Genomic DNA, 19,735 nt, shown 5'->3' with positions numbered 1-19,735 from the left:
CGGATGACCGAGCGCCCTCTTTTGTGGTTTCCTCAACCAGAACCTGCATCTCGATCCGCGCTGCAAGGTGGCGGCGGAAACCTCAATAAACCAAACCATCAGGTACAGGGGGAGCGCGTCGGAATTAAGCTAACCGAACTCCAGAGGGCATTTGAAGCAAGACGGGTTGAGCTCCAAAATAGCGCCGCCGGACTTGACCCAGAACAAGTTTTAGTCATTGAAACCATTGGATCTGTAGAAGACTTTTACAAAGCAGCAAAAAAAATCGATGGCCTTGAATGGATGGGTGAAATAGAAATTGATGACATCCCACCCGACGAATTCTTTTCAAACCCTGAAAAACCAGAGAAAAACCTTAAAGGCAGGTTATATCTGGTTTTAACAAATCAACAAGCACTCACAGAGATGCTTTCTCTTTGGAACCACTACAAGGACCAACCTGATCCAAAGCTGAAGTTTGACAAAGGGCTAACCAAATTTCGCGATGTATTTTGCCACTTGCGAGATATCAGAAGGTGGGGACCTCAAGACAGGCTTTTGGAAACAGGGATTCTTGAAATATGGCAAGAAGAGTTAGAGGATCCGCACTTCCAGAATCGAGCAGTAAGATTTGAGACAGAGCTTTGGTATAGGAATACTTTAGAGAAACGAAGGGAAAGCGAAGCCACAGTCACCTCTCTAATCCAACAACTAGGCGGCCAAATAATTAGCCAATGCTCTCTCAGCGGAATAAACTACCATGCGATTCTCGCAGAGCTTCCAGCAAATAGAATACAAGAGATCATAAACACACCTGAAACTGAGCTAGTCAAGTGTGACAACATTATGTTCTTTCGCCCAACAGGTCAGATCTCTGCAGGAGATCGACCAATTGAGGATTTTTCAGAGCCGTCTAGCCGAGAGATTGACTCAGCTGCGCAGGGCCAGCCAATACTGGCAATTTTTGATGGACTGCCTCTCGCCAACCATGAGCTTTTACAGAACCGAGTAATTATTGATGATCCCGATGACTGGGCAGCAAATTACCCTGCAAACGAAAGGCTACACGGCACAACAATGGCATCACTCGCGGTACACGGTGATTTAAATTCTAATCAAGCTCCGTTGAGTAGTCCGATTTATGTTCGGCCAATAATGAAGCCAGACATCAATGACTTCAGATCTCCTAGAAGGGAAAGTCTCCCATCCGATCAGCTTTCAGTCGATCTATTGCACAGAGCAGTTAGGAGACTTTATGAAAATGACAACGGAGAAGCTCCCGCAGCCCCTACTGTTAAGATAGTTAATCTATCCATAGGCGATCCCAGCCGTCAATTCTCTCAAACAATGAGCCCTCTAGCCCGATTACTAGACTGGTTGAGTTATAAATACGGCGTGCTTTTTATTATCAGCGCCGGCAATCAACTAAGCTCTGTCCCCCTCGACCTAACGCTTGACCAACTAGAAGCTTTGACACCTGATCAGATAGAGGAAAAATCGATACATGCGCTACTCTTAAACGCTCGTACCCGGTCACTTCTTTCGCCGGCAGAGTGCATTAATGGAATGAGTGTGGGTGCAGTACATTACGATTACGCAAACGCTGCAAACTTGGCAAATAGATTTGATCCGTTCACTAGCTTGCTACCGAGCCCAGTATCGCCATTCGGCAGCGGCTATAGGCGCGCCATTAAACCAGACCTTGTTTACTTCGGCGGAAAGCAATGGTATGACAAACCATTTTTAGGCCGAAATCCAGTATCACTGACCATTTCCAATTCTTTCGCCGCACCAGGAAATAAAGTTGCGATTCCCGGCCAACAGGGCAGCTTAGATTCCAGTGCATATACCCGTGGAACTAGCAATGCCACAGCACTAGTAAGTCGGGCTGCGGTTCTTTGTCATGACAATCTCATGGAAATAGTCCAACAAAATCCCGCGAACGATTTCAGTGACATCTACACAGCGCCAATTATAAAAGCGATGCTGGCACATGGATGTTCTTGGAATGACATTGCCCCGAGAATTTTTTCGGCCCTAGATGTATTGGAAAATGTTGAACAACCGGGATCCTGGGCCAGTCGGTGGATTGGCTATGGAATTCCTGACATCAGCAAGGTCCTTGAATGCACACCTCAACGAGCAACAATAATCGGTTTTGGGCAACTTGGTGACGGTCAGGCTCATGTTTACAAAATGCCTCTACCTCCGTCTCTTGGTGCACGCAGAGACTGGAGAAAGCTAACTGTTACTCTTGCATGGTTTTCTCCGACTCAACCAAACACACAAAAATATAGAACAGCAAGTATGTGGTTCGAAGCAAGCAACCCTTTAGCAAATGAGCGCCAAGAAGCTGCGGGTGGTCGCTCAGGTTGGCAAGCTGTTCGGAGAGGAACACTTCAACATGAAGTGTTCGAAGGTGAGAACGCACACCCCTTCATTGAAGGTGATCATTTAAATATAAAGATCAACTGCCGGAAAGAAGCCGCAGAAATTGACTCGATGATTCCTTACGGAATAATTGTCTCATTAGAGGTTCGCGAAGGTGTTGAACTGCCAATTTACCAGGAAGTTCGAGACAGAGTGCGTGTTCAGCCTCCAATTCAGGTGCAGCAAAATACCGCTGGAGTTTAAAAATCAAATGCGGCAGCTTCGCTGCCGCAACACGACTTACACAATGAGGCAGGACGTTATTTCAGAATAGATTCAAGTTTTTAGTGATCGCAATGTTTCTTCAGATGCTCCCGAACCTTCGACGCAGGGATTTTCTGCAATTTGCACAGCAAGTCGTGCGACAGCTCGCGCACGCCGTGCTTGTGCCGCAACTCATCTGCCAGATGCGCCATCAGGTTCGCCGCCATCTCCGCATCCGCCATCGCCCGGTGGGCCTGGCCGGTATGCGGCAATTGGGCAAACGTAGTGAGCGTGCCGAGCTTGTGGTTCGGCGCTGCCGGCATCAAGCGGCGGGCCAGCAGCAGCGAGCAGGCGAAGTTCTGCAAACGGGTGCGTTTGATCCGCCCCAGTTCGAAGTCCCAGAACTTCTGGTCGAACGCGGCGTTGTGCGCCAGCAGCGGCGTGCAGCCGACGAATTCGTTGACTTCGTTCATCACCTGTTCAGCCGAAGGCGCGGTGCGCAGCATGGCGTTGCTGATGCCGGTGAGTTGTTCGATGAAGGCCGGGACGCGGACGCCGGCGTTCATCAGGCTCTGGTAACGCTCGACGATGCGGCCGTTTTCCAGCATGACCACGGCGATTTCCGTGGCCCGGCAGCTGCTGCTCGGCGAGATGCCGGTGGTTTCAAAGTCGATGACTGCAATGCGTTCCAAACCGGGTGGTACTCCGTCCAAATCAATTCTTGAGCTGGGCTCAATTTTTCAACAGCAGTGCGCCTTCGATCGGCACATAACGGCTGGCGGCACGGATCAGCGAGTTGGCGGTCAGGCCGGGAACGCCGTAAGCCACCGCTTGTACGCCGTGTTTGTTGATGATGCGTTCGAGCAGCATGTCGAAATCGCCATCACCGGAGGCCAGGACGATTTCGTCGACGTGGTCGGCGGCGTCCATGATGTCGAGGGTGATGCCCACGTCCCAGTCGCCCTTGGCCGAGCCGTCGCTGCGCTGGATGTAGGGTTTGAGTTTCACGGTGAAACCGAGGTTGCGCAGGATCTGCTGGAACTGCTGCTGTTTGCTGTCGCCCCGGTCGATCGCATAGGCGTAGGCCTCGACGATCTGCCCGTGCTGGCTGACATCCGCCCACAGCGCCGCGTAGTTGAAGTGGCAACCATAGGCCTGACGCACGGTGTAGTAGAGGTTCTGCACATCGGCGAACACTGCGATTTTTTTCACCGGAGTTCCTGTGAGCGCTGACGCGCATGAGCCGGATCGGGCACCAGGCCCGAAAAAGGCGCTCAGTATGCCAGTCCGAAGGAAGGTTCCGCGAATAATCGGCCCGGGGCGATCAGGCGCCCCGGACGAATGGTGAATCAGACGAAGGAATCGTCGTCATCGAAGAACGATGAGTTGTCATCGTTGTAGTCGGTGTCGGCAAAGCCGCCCTGATCATTACCGTAGGAGTCGTTGTTGGCCATGCGCTGGTCATCGCCCCAACCGTTGTTGCTCTGGTCATTGACCTGGGCCGGCTCTTCCTTGATGACTTCGACGATTTCCTGCGGCTGCTGGTTGTGATGGAACAGGCTGCTGATGCCTTGCGCCAGCATCACGCCACCGGCCACGCCGGCCGCTGTTTTCAACGCGCCGCCGAGGAAGCTGCTGCCGGCTGCCGGGGCCGCTTGCTGCTGGCCATAACCCGGTGGTGGCGCGCCGAAGTTCTGTTGCGGCGCGGGTGCACCAAAATTCTGCTGCGGTGCCGGCTCACGCCAGCCGCCGGTGGACGCCAGGGCACTCTGGGTCTGCGCCGGGCGCGGGCTGCTGCCACCGAAAATGCTCGACAGGAAGCCACCACCGCTGGAGGCCGGCGGCGCGCTCTGCGCCTTGGCCGATTGCAGTTCGGCCTGCAATTGCTTGACCTGCTGAGTCAGTTGCTTGTTCTGTTCGTCGAGGCTCTTGAGGGCAGCCTCCTGCACCAGAATCGCCTGGGTCATGAAATAACCTGCGGCCGGCTGGCGCGTCAGGTGTTCCTTGATCCGCGCCTCGGCCTGGGCGTCGCGCGGGGCTGCTTCCGATTCGGCCTGTTGCAGCCGGGAAAACAGTCCATCGATCAGGGTTTGTTCTTCGCTGTTCATGGCGACCTCATAGATTGCCGAAGATAACGTTGCCCTCCTCCACGTTGGATGAGGCGCACCTCTGTAATGGAGGCAGCAACAGAATGTTTCAATGACCTTTACCGAACGTTTACGTTTGCGCAGCGAAACGGATCATCGGTTAAAGTGGGCCACTGTTTTTGACCTGCGATACCGACTGATGAATGCCTTCGATGTGCTGCGCGACTCCCTGTATTTCTTCAAACGCAATCTGGGCCGGATCGTCCAGTTGTGCCTGCCGCTGGTGATTTTCGAAGCCGTGCTGCAACAGGTGGTCGACCATGCCAGCGACCCGGACGGTTACTCGGCCATCAGCGTGATCGTCGGCCTGCTCGTGTATCCGCTGTACACCGCCGCGCTGATTCTGTTTCTCGATGCCCGCACCCGTGGCGACGAACCGCGCCCCCTCGATCTGCTGGCGATGGCCGCTCGCCTGTGGCCACGCTTCGCGGTGCTGACTGCCCTGAACACGTTGCTGATCCTGCTCGGGCTGTCGCTGTATTTCCTGCCGGGGCTGTGGCTGATGGTCACCCTGGCCTTCGGCGAATACCTGCTGGTGCTGCGCGGCTATGGTCCGTTGCAGGCCATGAAAGAAAGCCTGCGCCTGAGCCGTGGGCATTTCCTGCGGATTCTGGTGTGCATCCTGTGTGTGATGGCGCCGTTGTGGCTGCTCAAGGGCATGACCCTGCAGGTCTATCCCGAGCCGCAGAATCCGTTGATCGCGGTCTTGATCGACAGTGGCCACAGCTTCCTGCAACTGTTCACCAGCGTGGTGCTGTTCCGCCTGTTCATGCTAATCAGCGAATTGCCCGACAAACGTGACGGAATAGTCTGACTGCCCCGGGCTTGGGCTGATCAATGGGTCTCGGGTATGCTCGGGGCCCACTTCGTATCGCTATAAGCCGAGCCATGACCCGTCTACTGCGCTACATCCTGTTGCCCGTACTGCTCGCCCTCGCCCTGATCGGCACGCTGATCTACAGCCTGACCTGGCGCCCCGACGCCCGGGAAACCCTGCCGGTCAGTTGCACCGGGCAACCGCCGACGCTGGTCCCCGGCCAGGCCCTGAAAGTCATGACCTGGAACGTGCAATACCTGGCCGGCAAGCGCTACGTGTTCTGGAATGATCTGGCGCAAGGCGACGACGAAGCCCCGACCGCGGAAGACATGGCGTTCAGCCTTGATGAAGTGGCGCGGGTGATCCGCGACGAGCAGCCCGACGTGGTGCTGTTGCAGGAGCTGGATGACGGCGCCAAGGCCAGCGACTATCAGAATCAGCTCAAGCTGTTGCAGGAACGCCTGACCGACCTCTACCCGTGCAGCGCCCACGCCTTCGACTGGAAGGCCGACTTCGTCCCGGATCCGCACATCTTCGGCAGCGTCGGCCGGCAACTCGCCACCCTCAGCCGCTACCGCATCGAACACGCCGAACGCCTGCAATTGCCGGTGCAGCCGGCGAATATCATCAGCCGTCAGTTCCAGCCGAAAAACGCCTTGCTCGCCACCACCCTGCCGCTCAGCGATGGCGGGCAACTGGTGGTGTTCAACACCCATCTGGATCGCGCCGTACAACCGGACGAGACCTTGCAGGCCCAGGTGACAGCGGTGGCCAAGGTTCTCGACAAACACGAAAGCCACGGCACGCCGTGGCTGATCGGCGGCGACTTCAACCTGTTGCCGCTCGGCCAGTACCGGCGCCTGCCTACTGAGCAACGCACGCCGTACTCCGCCGACAGTGCGCTGCATGTGCTGTGGGACAGATACCCGATGATCCCGACCAACAACGAAGCCAGCGGCATCGACCGCGCCAAATGGCTGACCCATTACCCCAACGACCCCGGCCTCAACGGCCCGGACCGCACGGTCGATTACCTGTTCTACAGCCCGAAGATCAAACGGGTCGAGGCCACGGTGCGGCAGGACGATACGTTGCGCATTTCCGATCATTTGCCGGTGATTGCCAAGTTCCTCCTGCCACCTAACTGACCTCAGTGAGCCTCTTCGAGATCATCGTGCAACAGCCCGAAGATCTGCCGCTTCATCTCTATGAACGAGCGCTCCATCACCATGTCCAGGGTGCGTGGGCGCTCGATCGGCACATCGAGAATCTGCTTGATCCGCCCAGGCCTGGCGCCCATCACATACACCCGGTCGCCGAGCAGGATCGCCTCGTCGATATCGTGGGTGACGAACAGCACGGTTTTTTTACTGTGGCCCCACACCCGCAGTAACAGCTGCTGCATTTGCAGGCGGGTCTGGCTGTCGAGGGCGCCGAAGGGTTCGTCCATCAGCAGGATCTGCGGGTCGTTCGCCAAGGCCCGGGCAATCGCCACCCGCTGCATCATGCCGCCGGACAACTGCTTGGCGTAGTTGTCGGCGAACCCGGACAACCCGACCTCATGCACATAGTGATCGACGATCTCCTTGCGCCGCGCCGCCGGCATGCCCCGGCGCTTGAGGCCGAACTCGACGTTCTGCCGCACGGTCAGCCACGGAAACAGCGTGTAGCTCTGGAACACCATCCCGCGATCCGCGCCGGGGCCCTGCACTTGCTGGCCGCCGACGTAGATCTCGCCGGAGGTCGGCTCGGCCAGGCCGGCGGTCAGGTACAACAGGCTCGACTTGCCGCAGCCCGACGGCCCGACCAGCACCGCGAACTGCTGATCCGGCACCTCGAACGACACTTCTTCCAGCGCGGTGAATGTAGCGCCGCCGGGTTTGCTGTAGCGCAGGCTGACCTTGTCCACCTGCAACCTTGGCGCAGCGTGTGCCGGTGCGGCGACCGGCTCGATGAAACGACGGTTGGCTGCGGTTACTGAGCCCATGCGGCAATCCTCGAACGCAAGAAGCGGAACAGTTGATCGGTGACCAGGCCGAGCAGGCCGATGATCGCGATGGCGAGAAAAATCACGTCGACCTGAAAGCCGCGCATGGCCTTGAGGCTCAAGTAGCCGAGGCCACTCGAGGCGGCGACCAGTTCGGCCACCACCAGATAGGTCCAGGCCCAGCCCATGGTCACCCGCAAGGTGTCGAGCACGCCGGGCAACGACGCCGGGGCGATCACATGCAGCACCGCGTCACGCCGGTTGGAACCGAGGGTGTAGGAGGCATTGATCAAGTCCTTGGAGATGCCTTTGGACACGTCCGCGATCATCACCAGTTGCTGGAAAAACACCCCGAAAATGATCACCGAGACACGTTGCTCCAGACCGATACCAATCCAGAGGATGAACAGCGGCACGAACGAGGTCACCGGCAGGTAGCGGATGAAATTGACCAGCGGCTCGAGGATCGCCTGGACGATGCGAAAGCTGCCCATCAGCAAGCCCAGCGGCACCGCCACCAGTGACGACACAATGAAACCGACCATCACCACTTCGACGCTGGCCCAGACATGCTGGCCGAGGGTGCCGTCGCGGCTCAGGCGCACGGCGGCCTCAACTACCGCGCCGGGCGTTGGCAGAAACATCCCCGGCACGATGCCGCCATAGGACAGCCCGGCCCACAGGCCGACCAGCAACACCCAGGCCAGAGCGCTGGCGCTCCACACCACCGGCACCGGCAACCCGGTCTTCGGTGTGATGCAGCGGCTCAGCCATGAATTGCGCTTGAACATGAGCAGTCTCCTAGAGCGGGCTGACGAAGCGGTTATCCACCAGATCGTCGTTGCTGACGTTGTAGGGTTTGCCCTGCAATTCACTGGCGGTTTCGTTGGCCAGTTTGATCAGCGGTGCGCTGTCACCCGGCTTGCCCGGCGAGCCAAGGAGTTTTTCGCTCATGGCTTGATCGTAGAAGCGCACACCTTGCGCGGCGGCGGCCAGTTCCTTCGGATCGGACAGGTAACCGCCGACGCCCTTGGCCATGATTTCGTAGGCTTGCTGTGGATGGTCCTTGGTGTACTGCACCGCTTTGTAGAGACCGGCGACCAGCGCCTTGACGTCCTCCGGCTGCTTCTCGATCACCGTGCAGTTGAGCGCCACCACATCGACGATCACGCCGGGCGTACTGCTGCTGTCGATCAGCACCTTGCCTTGTTGCTTGTCGCGCACCATCGACAGATGCGGCTCCCAAGTCACGGCGGCCGGCACGCGACCGGCAATGAACGCGGTGGCGGCATCGTCGGCGGTCATGTTCTGCACGGTGATGTCGCTCATGCTCATGCCGTTCTTTTTCAGCAGGTACGACAACCAGAATTGCGAGGTCGACCCTTCGTTGACGGCCACGGCCTGGCCCTTGAGTTCTTGCAGGCTCTTCACGTTTTTACCCACCAGCACGCCGTCGCCGCCATGGCTGTCATCCAGCACGGCCACCGCCTTGAAGCAGAACTGCGGGCGGTACTTGAGCACTTCGTCGATGGTCGAGGCCGAGCCGGACAATTGCCCGGACGCCTGGGCGGCCATGTACATCGACGCCTCTTCGACCACCGGCAATTCGACGGTCAGGCCGTTTTCCTTGAAGTAGCCCAGATCCCGGGCCAGATACAGCGTGCCGTAACCGACCCACGTGGTGTGGCCGATCGACAAGGTGCCGGCCTGGGCGGCGGTGATGCAAAGGGCGGAAATCGCCAGAGGACCTGCAAGACGGGTAAACAAGGACTTGTTCATGGAGCACTCCCAACGCTGTTGATTTAGTTGTCATGGGCAGTACGGCCAGCTTCGTCGGCGCGGATGCACGCTGCGGTCTCTGCTGGACTCTGGCGGGCAATGCCTTGGCTGGCGAAATCGATGTTGACCCAGGCCTGGCCTCAGGAAAACGAGGAAATAGTTAGACGCGAACGATGAAAAAACTGGGTAGTGCGCACCGCGAAAGGGCGCGTCGGGCGGGGATGCACGAGGTGGGTGCAAAGCCCAAAAAAATCGCAGCCGAAGGCTGCGATTGTTAGCGTTTCACACAGGTTTCAGATCAGAGCCGACCGTGTTCCCGCGCCGTACGATCCAGCGCTTTCAGGGTCTTGCCCACCAGCTCGTCAATCTCTTCACGACGGGCAATCAACGCCGGCGCCATGATCATCCGCCCCAGTGTCGAGCGAATGATCACCCCCTCTTCAAAACCGATCGTGCGGCAGCGCCAGGCGATGTCGTTCTCATTGGCGAAGCGCTTGCGCGTGGCCTTGTCTTCGGCCAGTTGCAAAGCCGCGACCATGCCCGTGCCCTGAATATCGCCCACCAACGGGTGATTGCCGAACACCTCGCGCAGGCACTGTTGCAGGTACGGGCCGATGTCATCCTTGACCCGCGTCACCACGCCTTCATCGCGCAGGGCCTTGAGGTTGGCAATCGCCACCGCCGCTGCCACCGGGTGCCCCGAATAGGTCAGGCCATGGGCGAACACACCGCCCTGCTCCACCAGCACGTCGGCCATTTTCTTCGACAGGATCAGCCCGCCCATCGGGATGTAACCGGAGGTCAAACCCTTGGCGATGGACAGGGTGTCCGGCTCGAAACCGAAGTATTCGTGGGCGAACCATTCGCCGGTGCGACCGAAGCCGCCGATCACTTCATCGGCGCACAACAGCACATCGTACTTGCGGCAGATGCGCTGAATTTCCGGCCAGTAGCTTTCCGGCGGGAAGATCATTCCGCCCGCGCCCTGGAACGGTTCAGCGATGAACCCGGCGACCTTGTCCGCGCCCAGTTCGAGGATCTTCGCTTCCAGTTGCTGCGCCGCCCGCAGGCCGAATTCCGCCGGCGTCAGGTTGCCTTCGTGGGCGAAGAAGTATGGCTCGTCGATGTGTGCGATGTCGGGAATCATGCCGCCCATTTCGTGCATGAACTTCATGCCGCCGAGGGCCGTCGCCGCCAGGGTCGAACCGTGATAGCCGTTCCAGCGGCCGATCATGATTTTCTTCTCGGGCTTGCCCAGCACCTGCCAGTAACGGCGCACGGTACGGATCAGCACCTCGTTGGCCTCGGAGCCGGAGTTGGTGTAGATCGCGTGGCTGTAGTGCCCCGGCAGCAGGCTGAACAACAGCTCGGAGAGCTCGATCACCTGCGGGTGGGTGGTGTGGAAAAACATGTTGTAGTACGGCAACTGCTCCAGTTGCTGGCTCGCGGCGGCGTTCAGATCCTTGCGCCCGTAACCGAGATTGGTGCACCACAGCCCGGACATGCCGTCGAGGTAGCGCCGACCGTCGTTGTCCCACAGGTGCAGGCGTTCACCGCGCACCATCACCCGTGGGCCTTCGTCGTTGAGGGCCTTCTGGTCGACGAACGCATGAATGTGGTGTGCTGCATCGGCGGCCTGGTAGTCGCGGGTTTCACGTGAGGTGGTCATCGCCGGATCTCCTTTCTTGTTGTGAGCGGCTGTCATGAGCGCAGTTGAAACCAGGTGGTTTTCAACTGGGTGTATTTGTCGAACGAGTGCAGCGACAGATCGCGACCGAAACCGGATTGCCTGCCGCCGCCAAACGGCACGGTCACGTCCAGCGCATCGACGCTGTTGACCGACACCGTACCGGCTCGCAATTGCCGCGCCACCCGATGCGCGCGGTGCAGATCATCGGTCCACAGCGACGCCGCCAGACCGTAGACGCTGTCGTTGGCCAGTTGCACCGCGTGGGCCTCGTCATCGAACGCAATCACCGCCAGCACCGGGCCGAACACTTCTTCGCGAAACAGGGTCATGTGCGGCTGCACGTCGATGAAAATCGTTGGCTGCACGAAGTTGTCCGAGCCGTTGAAACTCAACTGCCGCCCGCCACAGACGCGGGTCGCGCCTTCGCGCTCGGCCTGGTGGATGAAGCGCAGGATGCTCTCGGTCTGACGGCTGTCGACAATCGCCCCGGCCGCACTCGCCGGATCCAGCGGATCCCCCGGTTGCCAGCATTCGGCCTGAGCCTTCATGCGCTCGACGAACTCGTCGTGAATCGAGCGTTCCACCAGCAATCGCGAATTGGCCGAACAGACTTCGCCCTGATTGAAGAAGATCCCGAACGCGGCTTTCTGCGCCGCCAGATCCAGATCCTTGCAGTCGGCGAACACCAGGTTGGCGCTCTTGCCGCCGCACTCCAGCCACACCTGCTTGAGGTTCGACTGCGCGGAGTACTGCATGAAATATTTGCCGACCTGGGTCGAGCCGGTGAACACCAGACAATCGACATCCGGGTGCAGGCCCAGGGCTTTACCGGTTTGTTCGCCGAGCCCCGGCAGCACGTTCAGCACACCGGCCGGCAACCCGGCATCCAGCGCCAGCTCAGCCAGACGCAACGCGGAAAACGGCGATTGTTCGGCGGGTTTGAGGATCACCGAGTTGCCCGCCGCCAGCGCCGGGGCGAGTTTCCACGCGGCCATGTCCAGCGGGAAGTTCCACGGCACCACGGCGGCGACCACGCCCAGCGCTTCACGAGTGATGGTCGCCAGCACGTTCGAGGCGCTCGGCGCGACCTGATCGTAGAGTTTGTCGAGGCTTTCGGCGTACCAGCGAAACACCCCGGCGGCGCCCGGTACGTCGATGTTGTAGGCGTCCATCACCGGCTTGCCCATGTTCAGCGAATCGAGCAGCGCCAGTTCTTCGCGATGAGCCAGAATCAGGTCCGCCAGACGCAACAGCACTTGCTTGCGCTCGGTCGGTGAACGCCCGGCCCACGTGCCGGCTTCGAATACCTGCCGCCCGTTGCGCACCGCCGCGTCGACCTCTCCTTCACCGCACGCGGCGACGTTTGCCAGTCGCTGGCCGGTGGCCGGGTTGATCGCGGCAAAGGTCTGCCCCGACTGCGCCGCAGACAGTTGGCCATTGATCACGGCCTGGTACGGATAGCTCAATTCAGCGGCCTTGCGCTGCCAGTCTGCAAGCTCGAACACGGTGGACGCTCCTTGGACTTTTTTCTTTATGTGAACAGTGCGCAGTCGATAGTCGCTCAGGCCCGGGCGCGCTAAAACCAGTAAAAATGTCTTCGCAGACAATAAAAAAGGTAACCAGCCGATGGCCCCTTCGCGCGCGTATGGGGCTATTGTTCGGGGACAAAAAACCGCCGACAGAACGGAGGCCGGCGGCGTACAAATTGCTTGGATGTGCAATCCGTTCGCTTTGAGGTTCGCCGTGGCCGCTTACAACCTGCGTCAGTTGAAATACTTCATCACCACCGTCGAATGCGGCAGCGTCGCCGAAGCGTCGCGCAAGCTGTACATCGCGCAACCGGCGATTTCCACGGCGATCAAAGGGCTGGAAGACAGCTTCGGCGTGCAACTGCTGATCCGCCATCACGCCCAGGGCGTGTCCCTGACGCCGAGCGGTGCGCGGTTCTTCCGCAAGGCTCAGGAACTGCTGCGCATGGCCAAGGAATTCGAACAGAACGCCCTCGCCGACAACGACGTGGTGGCCGGGCAGATCGATATCGGCTGTTTCGAAACCGTCGCGCCGCTGTACCTGCCGCAGTTGATTGCCGGCTTCTCGGCGCTGTATCCGGGGGTGAAGATCCGCATTCGCGACGGCGAACAACAGGAACTGGTGCAAGGCCTGACTTCGGGTACCTTCGACCTGGCAATCCTGTACAAGCACGACCTCGACGCCACCATCGAAACCGAACCCTTGATGCCGGCCCAACGGCCTTACGCCCTGCTCCCGGCGGATCACCGCTTCGCCCAGCTCAAGCAGGTTTCGCTGCGGGACTTGTGCCTGGAACCGATGATCCTTTTGGACGTGCAACCGAGCCGCACCTACTTCGTCAGCCTGTTCGAAGAACTCGGGCTGTCACCACGCATCGAGTTCAGCTCACCGTCGATCGAAATGGTGCGCGGCATGGTCGGCCAGGGTTTCGGCTTCTCGATCCTGGTCACCCGCCCTCACTCGGAATGCACCTACGACGGCAAGAAAGTCGTGTGCGTGGACATCGTCGAAGACGTCACCGGCTCAGGCCTGGTGGCCGCGTGGCTCAAACGCGGACAACTGACCAAACCGGCGCAGTTGTTTGCCGATTATTGCCGGGAGCAACTGACGGCGAAGGCTAGCCGCTGACCCTCACGTACCCCGCGGTTTGGCCCGGGCGGTAGCCTCGGCCACCAACGGATCATCCGGCCAATAGTGCTTCGGATACCGCCCCTTCAAATCCTTCTTCACTTCGGCATAAGTGCTGCGCCAGAAGTTGGCCAGATCCTGCGTGACCTGCACCGGACGCCGTGCGGGCGACAGCAGGTGCAGTTTGACCACTTGCCGACCGCCGGCGATGCGCGGTGTGTCGGCCAGGCCGAACAGCTCCTGCAAACGCACCGCGAGAATCGGTGGCTGCTCGCTGTAGTCGAGGCGAATCGACGAGCCCGACGGCACGCTCAGGTGATGCGGTGCCTGTTCGTCGAGTTGTTGCGGCAGTGGCCAAGGCAGCAGATTGCGCACGATGCTCGACAGGTCGAGGTTGGCGAAATGGCTGAGGCGCGAGACCTTGCCCAGGTACGGCATCAGCCAGTCTTCGAGGGTTTTCAGCAGCGTGGCGTCGCTGACATCCGGCCATTGGCTGTCGCCCTTGGCGTCCAGGTCGAGCTGGCGCAGCAACGCGACTCGCGCCTGCCACTGGCGCAGTTCCGGGGTCCACGGCAGCAGCTCCAGCCCCTTGCGCCGCACCAGATTGACCAGCGCCTGACTGCGGGCGTTTTCGTCGAGACCGGTCAGTGGTTCGCGGCTGAGAATCAGCTCTCCAACCTTGCGCTGACGCTCTGCGCGCAGCACGCCTTCACGTTCGTCCCAGTCCAGTTGATCGACGTTGTGCACCTGTTCGGCCAGCACCGAATCGAACAGCGCCGGATCGAAATCCGCTGCCAGATAAATCCGCTCTTCGCGCTGACCTTGGCGGCTGCCGAGGTCGGCGATGACGATCCATGGCTCTTTCATCAGGCTGTCGGCTTCGGCGAACAGCGCTGCTCGGCCGTTGGCCAGTCGATATTCGGCGCCACCAGGACGCCGCTGCTGGGCGACGCGATCCGGGTAGGCCAGTGCCAGCAACGCGCCGAGCCAGCGCGGGTGATCCGGATCGGCGACCGGCTCGCTCGCCTTACCGCGCAGGTAGCCACGATATTGCCGCGCCAGTTGCCGGGCGCGCTGCACGCTGCCTTGGGCACCACGCGCCGCGCGCTCTTGGCCGGACAGCAGTGCCAGACGACTGTGAAGATCGGCCCCCGCGCCACGCCAGATATCCCGCTCACCGAGCAGCGCGGCGACGTCGCACGCCATGCTTGCCAATCCCAGAGCCTGACCGCGCAACAGCAGATGAGCGATGCGCGGGTGGGCCGGCAGTTCGGCCATGGCCTGACCGTGGCGATTCAGGCTTTCGCCATCCAGTGCACCAAGTCGCTGCAACAAATCCTGAGCCTGTGCATAAGCGGCGGCGGGCGGCACATCCAGCCAGATCAGATCACCCGGCGACACACCCCAGCGTCCGAGTTGCAAAGCCAGGCCAGCCAGATCCGCCGAAAGGATTTCCGCACTGCCATAAGCCGCCAGTTGTTCGTGCTGATCCTGCGACCACAACCGATAACACACGCCCGGTTCCAGTCGCCCGGCCCGGCCGGCGCGCTGGGTGGCACTGGCTTTGGAGATGCGCTGAGTGTCGAGGCGGGTCATGCCGCTGCCCGGATCGAAACGCGGCACCCGCGCCAGCCCGGCGTCGATCACCACACGCACGCCATTGATGGTCAGGCTGGTCTCGGCGATGTTGGTGGCCAGCACCACTTTGCGCTGACCCGCCGGGGCCGGGTCGATGGCGGCGCGCTGGGCATTCAGGTCGAGTTCGCCGTGCAGCGGGCAGAGCAACACGTCGCTGCGCTCACCGATGGCGTCCGCCAGTTGCTGATGAACCCGGCGGATTTCCGCCTGCCCCGGCAGGAACACCAACAGGCTGCCGGTTTCATCGTGCAGCGCTTCGAGCACCGTTTGCGTGACTCGTTGATCGATGTATTCGCCGGGCTGAAAAGGCCGGCCCCAGCGCATCGTCACCGGGAACATCCGGCCTTCGCTGCGCAGGATCGGCGCGTCGTCGAGCAGCCCGGCCAGACGCTCGCCTTCGAGAGTGGCGGACATCAGCAGAATCTTCAGCGGTTGTTCAGCTCGAAACAGCTCGCGACCGTTCAGACTGAGGGCCAGTGCCAGATCGGCGTCGAGGCTGCGTTCGTGAAATTCGTCGAAGATCAGCAGGCCCACGCCTTCCAGCGCCGGGTCGTCCTGCAAGCGCCGGGTGAGGATGCCTTCGGTGACCACTTCGATGCGCGTATTGGGGCCGACCTTGCTGTCGAGGCGGATGCGATAACCGACGGTTTCACCGACCTTCTCGCCCAGTTCGCTGGCCAGCCGTTCCGCGGCGGCGCGGGCGGCCAGCCGACGGGGTTCGAGCATGAGAATGGTCTGCCCGTTCAGCCACGCTTCATTGAGCAGGGCCAAGGGCACGCGGGTGGTTTTACCGGCGCCGGGCGGTGCTTCGAGCACGGCTTCGTGGCGTGTCGCCAACGCTTCACGCAGGGCGGGTAAAACTTCGTCGATCGGCAAAGAAATCATGCTGGCTCCCAAACAGAGCGGCGAGTATAACGGCGAACTGCCAGGCGTTCGTCAGGGTCTTAACTTCACACGATGACGCTTCGTTAACAGATGACTCAGGAGATTCCCATGCGCTTACCTTTTCGCCTGATCGGCGGTGTACTGGTTGCCACCCTGCTCACCCAGATCACTGCGTGCGGTTCGATTTTCTATCCCGACCGGCGCGGCCAGATCGACGGCAAGATCGACCCGGCGATTGCCGTGCTCGATGCCGTGGGCCTGCTGTTCTATATCCTCCCGGGCGTGATCGCGTTTGCGGTGGACTTCGCCACCGGTGCGATCTACTTCGAGCCAGGCCACACGGCGCAAGTTGATCCGGCCAAACTCAAGCCAGCCATCGGCCCGGACGGCCAGGTCGATAACCTCAAGTTGCAGGCTATTCTCGAAACGGAGCTGGGCCGCAATCTGCCGCTGGACGACCCGCGTCTGATCCAGCACAAGGGCAGCACCCAGCAACTGGCGATGTTCGGCCTGCAACCTGCCGCATAAGGAATCCATGCCCCCATGACCACAAGCACCGAACACGCCCGCCTGCTGCGGCTGGCGACCCGCGCCTCGGTGGCGGTGGCCTGTACGCTGATCGTTGCCAAAGCCATCGCCTGGTGGCTGAGCGGTTCGGTGAGCATGCTCGCCGGCCTGACCGACTCGGCCCTCGATGGCATCACGTCGTTGCTCAATCTGCTGGCGGTGCATTACGCGCTGCGCCCGGCGGATGACGATCACCGTTATGGCCACGGCAAGGCCGAGTCACTGGCGGGCATGGCGCAGGCGCTGTTCATTGGCGGCAGTGCGCTGCTGATCGCGTTCCAGGCTTATGAGCGCCTGAAAAATCCCGAGCCGCTTGGTGCGCCATGGCTGAGCATCGGGGTGATCGTGTTTTCCCTGGTGCTGACTGTCGCGCTGTTGATGTTGCAACATCGGGTCATCAAGCAGACCGGCTCCAACGCGGTGCGGGCGGATTCGCTGCATTACCGTTCGGACCTGTTGCTCAACGGCAGCATTCTGATTGCGCTGGTGTTGGCCGGATTGGGTTTCGAGCAACTGGATGCGTGGTTTGGTCTGGGGATCGCGGCATACATTCTGTGGAGCGCAATCCAGATCGCCCGGGAAAGTTTTTCGGTATTGATGGATGAAGAGCTGCCGACGGATGTCAGTCAGCACATGCTCGAACTGGCCTGCGCTGTGCCGGGGGTGTTGGGCGCTCATGATCTGCGCACACGGATTTCCGGCAATCACTGGTTTGTGCAGTTGCACCTGGAACTGCCGGGGGAGCTGACACTGTCAGTCGCCCACGGCATCAGCGATCAGGCGGCGGATGCCATTCACAAAGCCTACCCACGGGCCGAAGTGCTGGTGCACGCCGACCCGCAGGAAGTGGTCAAAGCCGCTCGGGCTCAGTAGTTGACCTGATAACCGCGACTGCTCAGGCAATTGCCCTGGGCCTGGCGGTAGGCCTGCACCACTTCGGGCGCCGGTTGATAAGTCGCGGTGCGCGGATTGAAGCCGCTTTGCTGCACCGCGTACTGATAGCACTCGTAACCGTCGCGCTGAACCTGCTCCGGTGACTGACCGTTGGCCGGATAGGCTTCCACGTCATAACCATTGCCGGTCGGCTGCGGTGGCTGCTGTACCGGCGGCTCGACCACCACGTAATCCTGCGTTGCTTCCTGATAGGCGTAGTACGAGCCCGCGGCAAGGAACAGCAACGAACCGCCGATCCACACTTCACGGGCGTAATCCGGCAGGTACTGGATGCGAATTCCGCGCGGCGGTTGGACCACGATGTAGCGCGGGCCTTGCGGGCGATACCAGTAGCCGCCGGAGTAGAAATAGTCCTGGCCGCGATACGGCACGCGATAGTCGCGATCCGGGAAACGGTCGATTACATGACCCGGCCGGTACTGCGGGCCGGGGCCCCAGCCGTTGCCATGCCCGTCCGGACGACCGGGCCAGCGGTTGTCGTTGGGACGGGTGCCGGTCTGCCAGTTCTGGTGGTAACCATTCTGCGGGCGCTCGTCGCGGTAGTAGCCCTGACGAGGTTCCTGGGTCTGGCGCACGGTGTCGGGGCGCGGCTGGATCGGCAGGTCATTGGCCGGGAGTTGCGGCGGCGGTGGCGGCTGGCGCACCGGGTTGGGGTTGTACGCCGGACGTGGCTGATTCTGGTTATGCCACTGGCCATTGTTCGGTTGGCCGTGGCTCTGCTGGCCGTTGTGCTCGAACTGGCGGCTGTTGTCGCCACGAATGATGTCGTTGTCCTGCCGCTGTGGATTGTTCTGGCCGTGCGGCTGATTGCTGCCGCCATGGCCCTGATTGTTGCCCTGATGCTCCGGCCCGCGTCCGCCGCCGTCGGGGCCGCGATTCTGCGGCTCATCCGCCAGCGCTTGCGCACCGACACTCACACACAGCAAACCAACACTGGCCAGACGCCAGATGCGCGACTTCATGAAATTCCTCACTGCGGACGAGAGCCTGTAATTAAGAGGGCGTGTAGCTAAGACCGGGGATGAGCACACCGGGTTCTGCTACAGGTTATCAGTCACGTCATTTATTTATTGAGCGAGATGGGCCAAATCGCGGGCAAGAAAAAAGGGAGACCCGTCGGCCTCCCTTCTAGAGAACTTCGTCCTGGCTCGACGCTTTTGACGTCGGCTCACCTCACGCCGTCTTCTGGACAGTGTGCAGCTCGGGGGCCGGCCCAACCCCGGTGGGGGTGGCGGCCGCGGCGGGCCGGATTGGGCGGGCCGCAGTGGACTGTGTTACCGAGCAGTGATTCTGGTGATAAGAATAGGCCGGGCGCTGCGACAGATGATTGCGAAGATTGCTGAAATAAACATCACTTGCGCAATTTTTAACCCTGGATAGATAATCCGCCGCAATAGTTAAGACAAGGGACCGTTTGATGAGCAAACTCGACCGTTACGACCTGAGTATTTTGGCGGAATTGCAGCGCGACGCCCGCATCTCCAACCAGGAACTGGCCGAGCGCATCGGTCTGTCACCCTCCCCGTGCTCGCGCCGGGTCAAGCAACTGGAGGACGACGGCTACATCTCCCGTCAGGTCGCCCTGCTCGATCGCAAGATGCTCGGCCTGAGCCTGACCGCTTACGTGCTGATCGGCATGGACCGGCACACACCGGAACGTTTCGAGAACTTCGAAGCGGCGATCCGCACCTTGCCGCAAGTGCTGGAATGCAGCCTGGTGACCGGCGTGGATGCCGACTATCAGCTGAAAGTGGTGGTGCCGGACATGGATCACTATCAGAAGTTGCTACTGGGGCACTTGACCCGCATCGAAGGCGTGACCAGCGTGCGCTCAAGCTTTGTGCTGAATCAGGTACTCAACAGCACCGAATTGCCGCTGACGCATCTGCGCAACTGAAATCGACGAATGACTGCGGCACACCGACGCAGGTCAATGCTGCGTCGTTCGCCGCTGGCGTATACTCCCGGCCGCCCTTTTTGCCGCTTGCGTGCCGGAGAAC

At 60.4% G+C, this 19,735-nt stretch carries 17 protein-coding genes; 7 read left to right on the top strand and 10 right to left on the bottom strand.

All coding sequences use genetic code 11. From position 1 onward, the window contains the following. Nucleotides 1-3: 3 nt before the first annotated feature. Nucleotides 4-2,613 (top strand): S8 family peptidase, encoded by a 2,610-nt coding sequence (locus ACKJSM_RS09690; RefSeq protein ID WP_410237306.1) that lies wholly within the window; start codon nt 4-6, stop codon nt 2,611-2,613. Between the two features lie 80 nt (nt 2,614-2,693). On the opposite strand, the gene ACKJSM_RS09685 is transcribed toward ACKJSM_RS09690, so the two are convergent. The 3 genes from ACKJSM_RS09685 to ACKJSM_RS09675 form a co-directional block, all read right to left on the bottom strand. Beyond that, complete coding sequence (locus ACKJSM_RS09685; protein ID WP_410237305.1) at nt 2,694-3,305, bottom strand: PolC-type DNA polymerase III; 612 nt, start codon at nt 3,303-3,305, stop codon at nt 2,694-2,696. A gap of 40 nt (nt 3,306-3,345) precedes the next feature. After that, nucleotides 3,346-3,825 (bottom strand): NYN domain-containing protein, encoded by a 480-nt coding sequence (locus tag ACKJSM_RS09680; protein WP_007958730.1) that lies wholly within the window; start codon nt 3,823-3,825, stop codon nt 3,346-3,348. A 137-nt stretch (nt 3,826-3,962) separates the two neighbouring features. Continuing rightward, complete coding sequence (locus ACKJSM_RS09675) at nt 3,963-4,721, bottom strand: DUF2076 domain-containing protein (protein WP_410237304.1); 759 nt, start codon at nt 4,719-4,721, stop codon at nt 3,963-3,965. Between the two features lie 178 nt (nt 4,722-4,899). Here ACKJSM_RS09675 and ACKJSM_RS09670 point away from each other — a divergent pair, with 178 nt between their 5' ends. Together ACKJSM_RS09670 and ACKJSM_RS09665 are read left to right on the top strand one after the other, a co-directional pair. Beyond that, on the top strand, nt 4,900-5,574 hold the full coding sequence (locus ACKJSM_RS09670) for a YciC family protein (RefSeq protein WP_236180334.1): 675 nt from the start codon (nt 4,900-4,902) through the stop codon (nt 5,572-5,574). A 74-nt stretch (nt 5,575-5,648) separates the two neighbouring features. Then, complete coding sequence (locus tag ACKJSM_RS09665; protein WP_236180332.1) at nt 5,649-6,725, top strand: endonuclease/exonuclease/phosphatase family protein; 1,077 nt, start codon at nt 5,649-5,651, stop codon at nt 6,723-6,725. A gap of 2 nt (nt 6,726-6,727) precedes the next feature. Here ACKJSM_RS09665 and ACKJSM_RS09660 read toward each other — a convergent pair whose 3' ends face one another. The 5 genes from ACKJSM_RS09660 to ACKJSM_RS09640 all read right to left on the bottom strand — a co-directional run bounded on the left by ACKJSM_RS09660 (nt 6,728) and on the right by ACKJSM_RS09640 (nt 12,538). Next, nucleotides 6,728-7,564: an ABC transporter ATP-binding protein gene (locus ACKJSM_RS09660; protein WP_236180324.1), complete on the bottom strand. Its 837-nt coding sequence runs from the start codon at nt 7,562-7,564 to the stop codon at nt 6,728-6,730. After that, nucleotides 7,552-8,355, bottom strand: coding sequence for an ABC transporter permease (locus tag ACKJSM_RS09655; protein ID WP_410237303.1), 804 nt, complete (start codon nt 8,353-8,355; stop codon nt 7,552-7,554). The genes ACKJSM_RS09660 and ACKJSM_RS09655 overlap by 13 nt, the downstream gene beginning before the upstream one ends. A gap of 10 nt (nt 8,356-8,365) precedes the next feature. Further along, nucleotides 8,366-9,343, bottom strand: coding sequence for an ABC transporter substrate-binding protein (locus tag ACKJSM_RS09650; protein ID WP_236180320.1), 978 nt, complete (start codon nt 9,341-9,343; stop codon nt 8,366-8,368). A gap of 298 nt (nt 9,344-9,641) precedes the next feature. Then, nucleotides 9,642-11,012, bottom strand: a complete 1,371-nt coding sequence (locus tag ACKJSM_RS09645) for an aspartate aminotransferase family protein (protein ID WP_410237302.1) — start codon at nt 11,010-11,012, stop codon at nt 9,642-9,644. A 32-nt stretch (nt 11,013-11,044) separates the two neighbouring features. Continuing rightward, nucleotides 11,045-12,538, bottom strand: a complete 1,494-nt coding sequence (locus ACKJSM_RS09640) for an aldehyde dehydrogenase (RefSeq protein ID WP_410237301.1) — start codon at nt 12,536-12,538, stop codon at nt 11,045-11,047. Nucleotides 12,539-12,776: 238 nt separating this feature from the next. Here ACKJSM_RS09640 and ACKJSM_RS09635 point away from each other — a divergent pair, with 238 nt between their 5' ends. After that, nucleotides 12,777-13,691: a LysR family transcriptional regulator gene (locus ACKJSM_RS09635; RefSeq protein ID WP_007958716.1), complete on the top strand. Its 915-nt coding sequence runs from the start codon at nt 12,777-12,779 to the stop codon at nt 13,689-13,691. A gap of 3 nt (nt 13,692-13,694) precedes the next feature. Here the strand turns inward: ACKJSM_RS09635 and hrpB are convergent, their stop codons facing one another. Beyond that, nucleotides 13,695-16,214 carry an ATP-dependent helicase HrpB gene (hrpB, locus tag ACKJSM_RS09630; RefSeq protein WP_410237300.1) on the bottom strand — a complete coding sequence of 840 codons (2,520 nt, stop codon included), beginning with the start codon at nt 16,212-16,214 and terminating at the stop codon, nt 13,695-13,697. Nucleotides 16,215-16,322: 108 nt separating this feature from the next. Here hrpB and ACKJSM_RS09625 point away from each other — a divergent pair, with 108 nt between their 5' ends. Together ACKJSM_RS09625 and ACKJSM_RS09620 are read left to right on the top strand one after the other, a co-directional pair. Beyond that, a complete protein-coding gene (locus ACKJSM_RS09625; protein ID WP_236180304.1) occupies nt 16,323-16,742 on the top strand; it encodes a polyribonucleotide nucleotidyltransferase in 420 nt (139 codons plus the stop codon). A gap of 15 nt (nt 16,743-16,757) precedes the next feature. Next, complete coding sequence (locus ACKJSM_RS09620) at nt 16,758-17,654, top strand: cation diffusion facilitator family transporter (protein WP_410237299.1); 897 nt, start codon at nt 16,758-16,760, stop codon at nt 17,652-17,654. Here the strand turns inward: ACKJSM_RS09620 and ACKJSM_RS09615 are convergent. After that, the gene (locus tag ACKJSM_RS09615) at nt 17,648-18,697 is read right to left on the bottom strand and encodes a DUF6515 family protein (protein ID WP_410237298.1); all 1,050 of its coding nucleotides are present in this window, start codon (nt 18,695-18,697) and stop codon (nt 17,648-17,650) included. The genes ACKJSM_RS09620 and ACKJSM_RS09615 overlap by 7 nt on opposite strands. A gap of 455 nt (nt 18,698-19,152) precedes the next feature. Between ACKJSM_RS09615 and ACKJSM_RS09610 the strand changes: the two genes are divergently transcribed. Beyond that, nucleotides 19,153-19,632 (top strand): Lrp/AsnC family transcriptional regulator, encoded by a 480-nt coding sequence (locus ACKJSM_RS09610; protein ID WP_008081091.1) that lies wholly within the window; start codon nt 19,153-19,155, stop codon nt 19,630-19,632. Nucleotides 19,633-19,735 lie beyond the last annotated feature (103 nt).

The sequence above is a fragment of the Pseudomonas sp. PHC1 genome, assembly GCF_046487845.1.
In the GTDB taxonomy this organism is placed as follows: Bacteria; Pseudomonadota; Gammaproteobacteria; order Pseudomonadales; family Pseudomonadaceae; genus Aquipseudomonas; species Aquipseudomonas sputi.
The sequence above is the reverse complement of the archived record's forward strand: the minus strand, read 5'-3'. Positions and strand labels throughout refer to the sequence as shown.

Coding starts and splice junctions, on each gene's coding strand:
- ACKJSM_RS09645 (WP_410237302.1), bottom strand. CDS start 11,012: ATGACCACCTCACGTGAAACCCGCGACTACCAGGCCGCCGATGCAGCA.
- ACKJSM_RS09655 (WP_410237303.1), bottom strand. CDS start 8,355: ATGTTCAAGCGCAATTCATGGCTGAGCCGCTGCATCACACCGAAGACC.
- ACKJSM_RS09625 (WP_236180304.1), top strand. CDS start 16,323: ATGCGCTTACCTTTTCGCCTGATCGGCGGTGTACTGGTTGCCACCCTG.
- ACKJSM_RS09690 (WP_410237306.1), top strand. CDS start 4: ATGACCGAGCGCCCTCTTTTGTGGTTTCCTCAACCAGAACCTGCATCT.
- ACKJSM_RS09610 (WP_008081091.1), top strand. CDS start 19,153: ATGAGCAAACTCGACCGTTACGACCTGAGTATTTTGGCGGAATTGCAG.
- ACKJSM_RS09670 (WP_236180334.1), top strand. CDS start 4,900: ATGAATGCCTTCGATGTGCTGCGCGACTCCCTGTATTTCTTCAAACGC.
- ACKJSM_RS09615 (WP_410237298.1), bottom strand. CDS start 18,697: ATGAAGTCGCGCATCTGGCGTCTGGCCAGTGTTGGTTTGCTGTGTGTG.
- ACKJSM_RS09650 (WP_236180320.1), bottom strand. CDS start 9,343: ATGAACAAGTCCTTGTTTACCCGTCTTGCAGGTCCTCTGGCGATTTCC.
- ACKJSM_RS09665 (WP_236180332.1), top strand. CDS start 5,649: ATGACCCGTCTACTGCGCTACATCCTGTTGCCCGTACTGCTCGCCCTC.
- ACKJSM_RS09675 (WP_410237304.1), bottom strand. CDS start 4,721: ATGAACAGCGAAGAACAAACCCTGATCGATGGACTGTTTTCCCGGCTG.
- ACKJSM_RS09620 (WP_410237299.1), top strand. CDS start 16,758: ATGACCACAAGCACCGAACACGCCCGCCTGCTGCGGCTGGCGACCCGC.
- hrpB (WP_410237300.1), bottom strand. CDS start 16,214: ATGATTTCTTTGCCGATCGACGAAGTTTTACCCGCCCTGCGTGAAGCG.
- ACKJSM_RS09660 (WP_236180324.1), bottom strand. CDS start 7,564: ATGGGCTCAGTAACCGCAGCCAACCGTCGTTTCATCGAGCCGGTCGCC.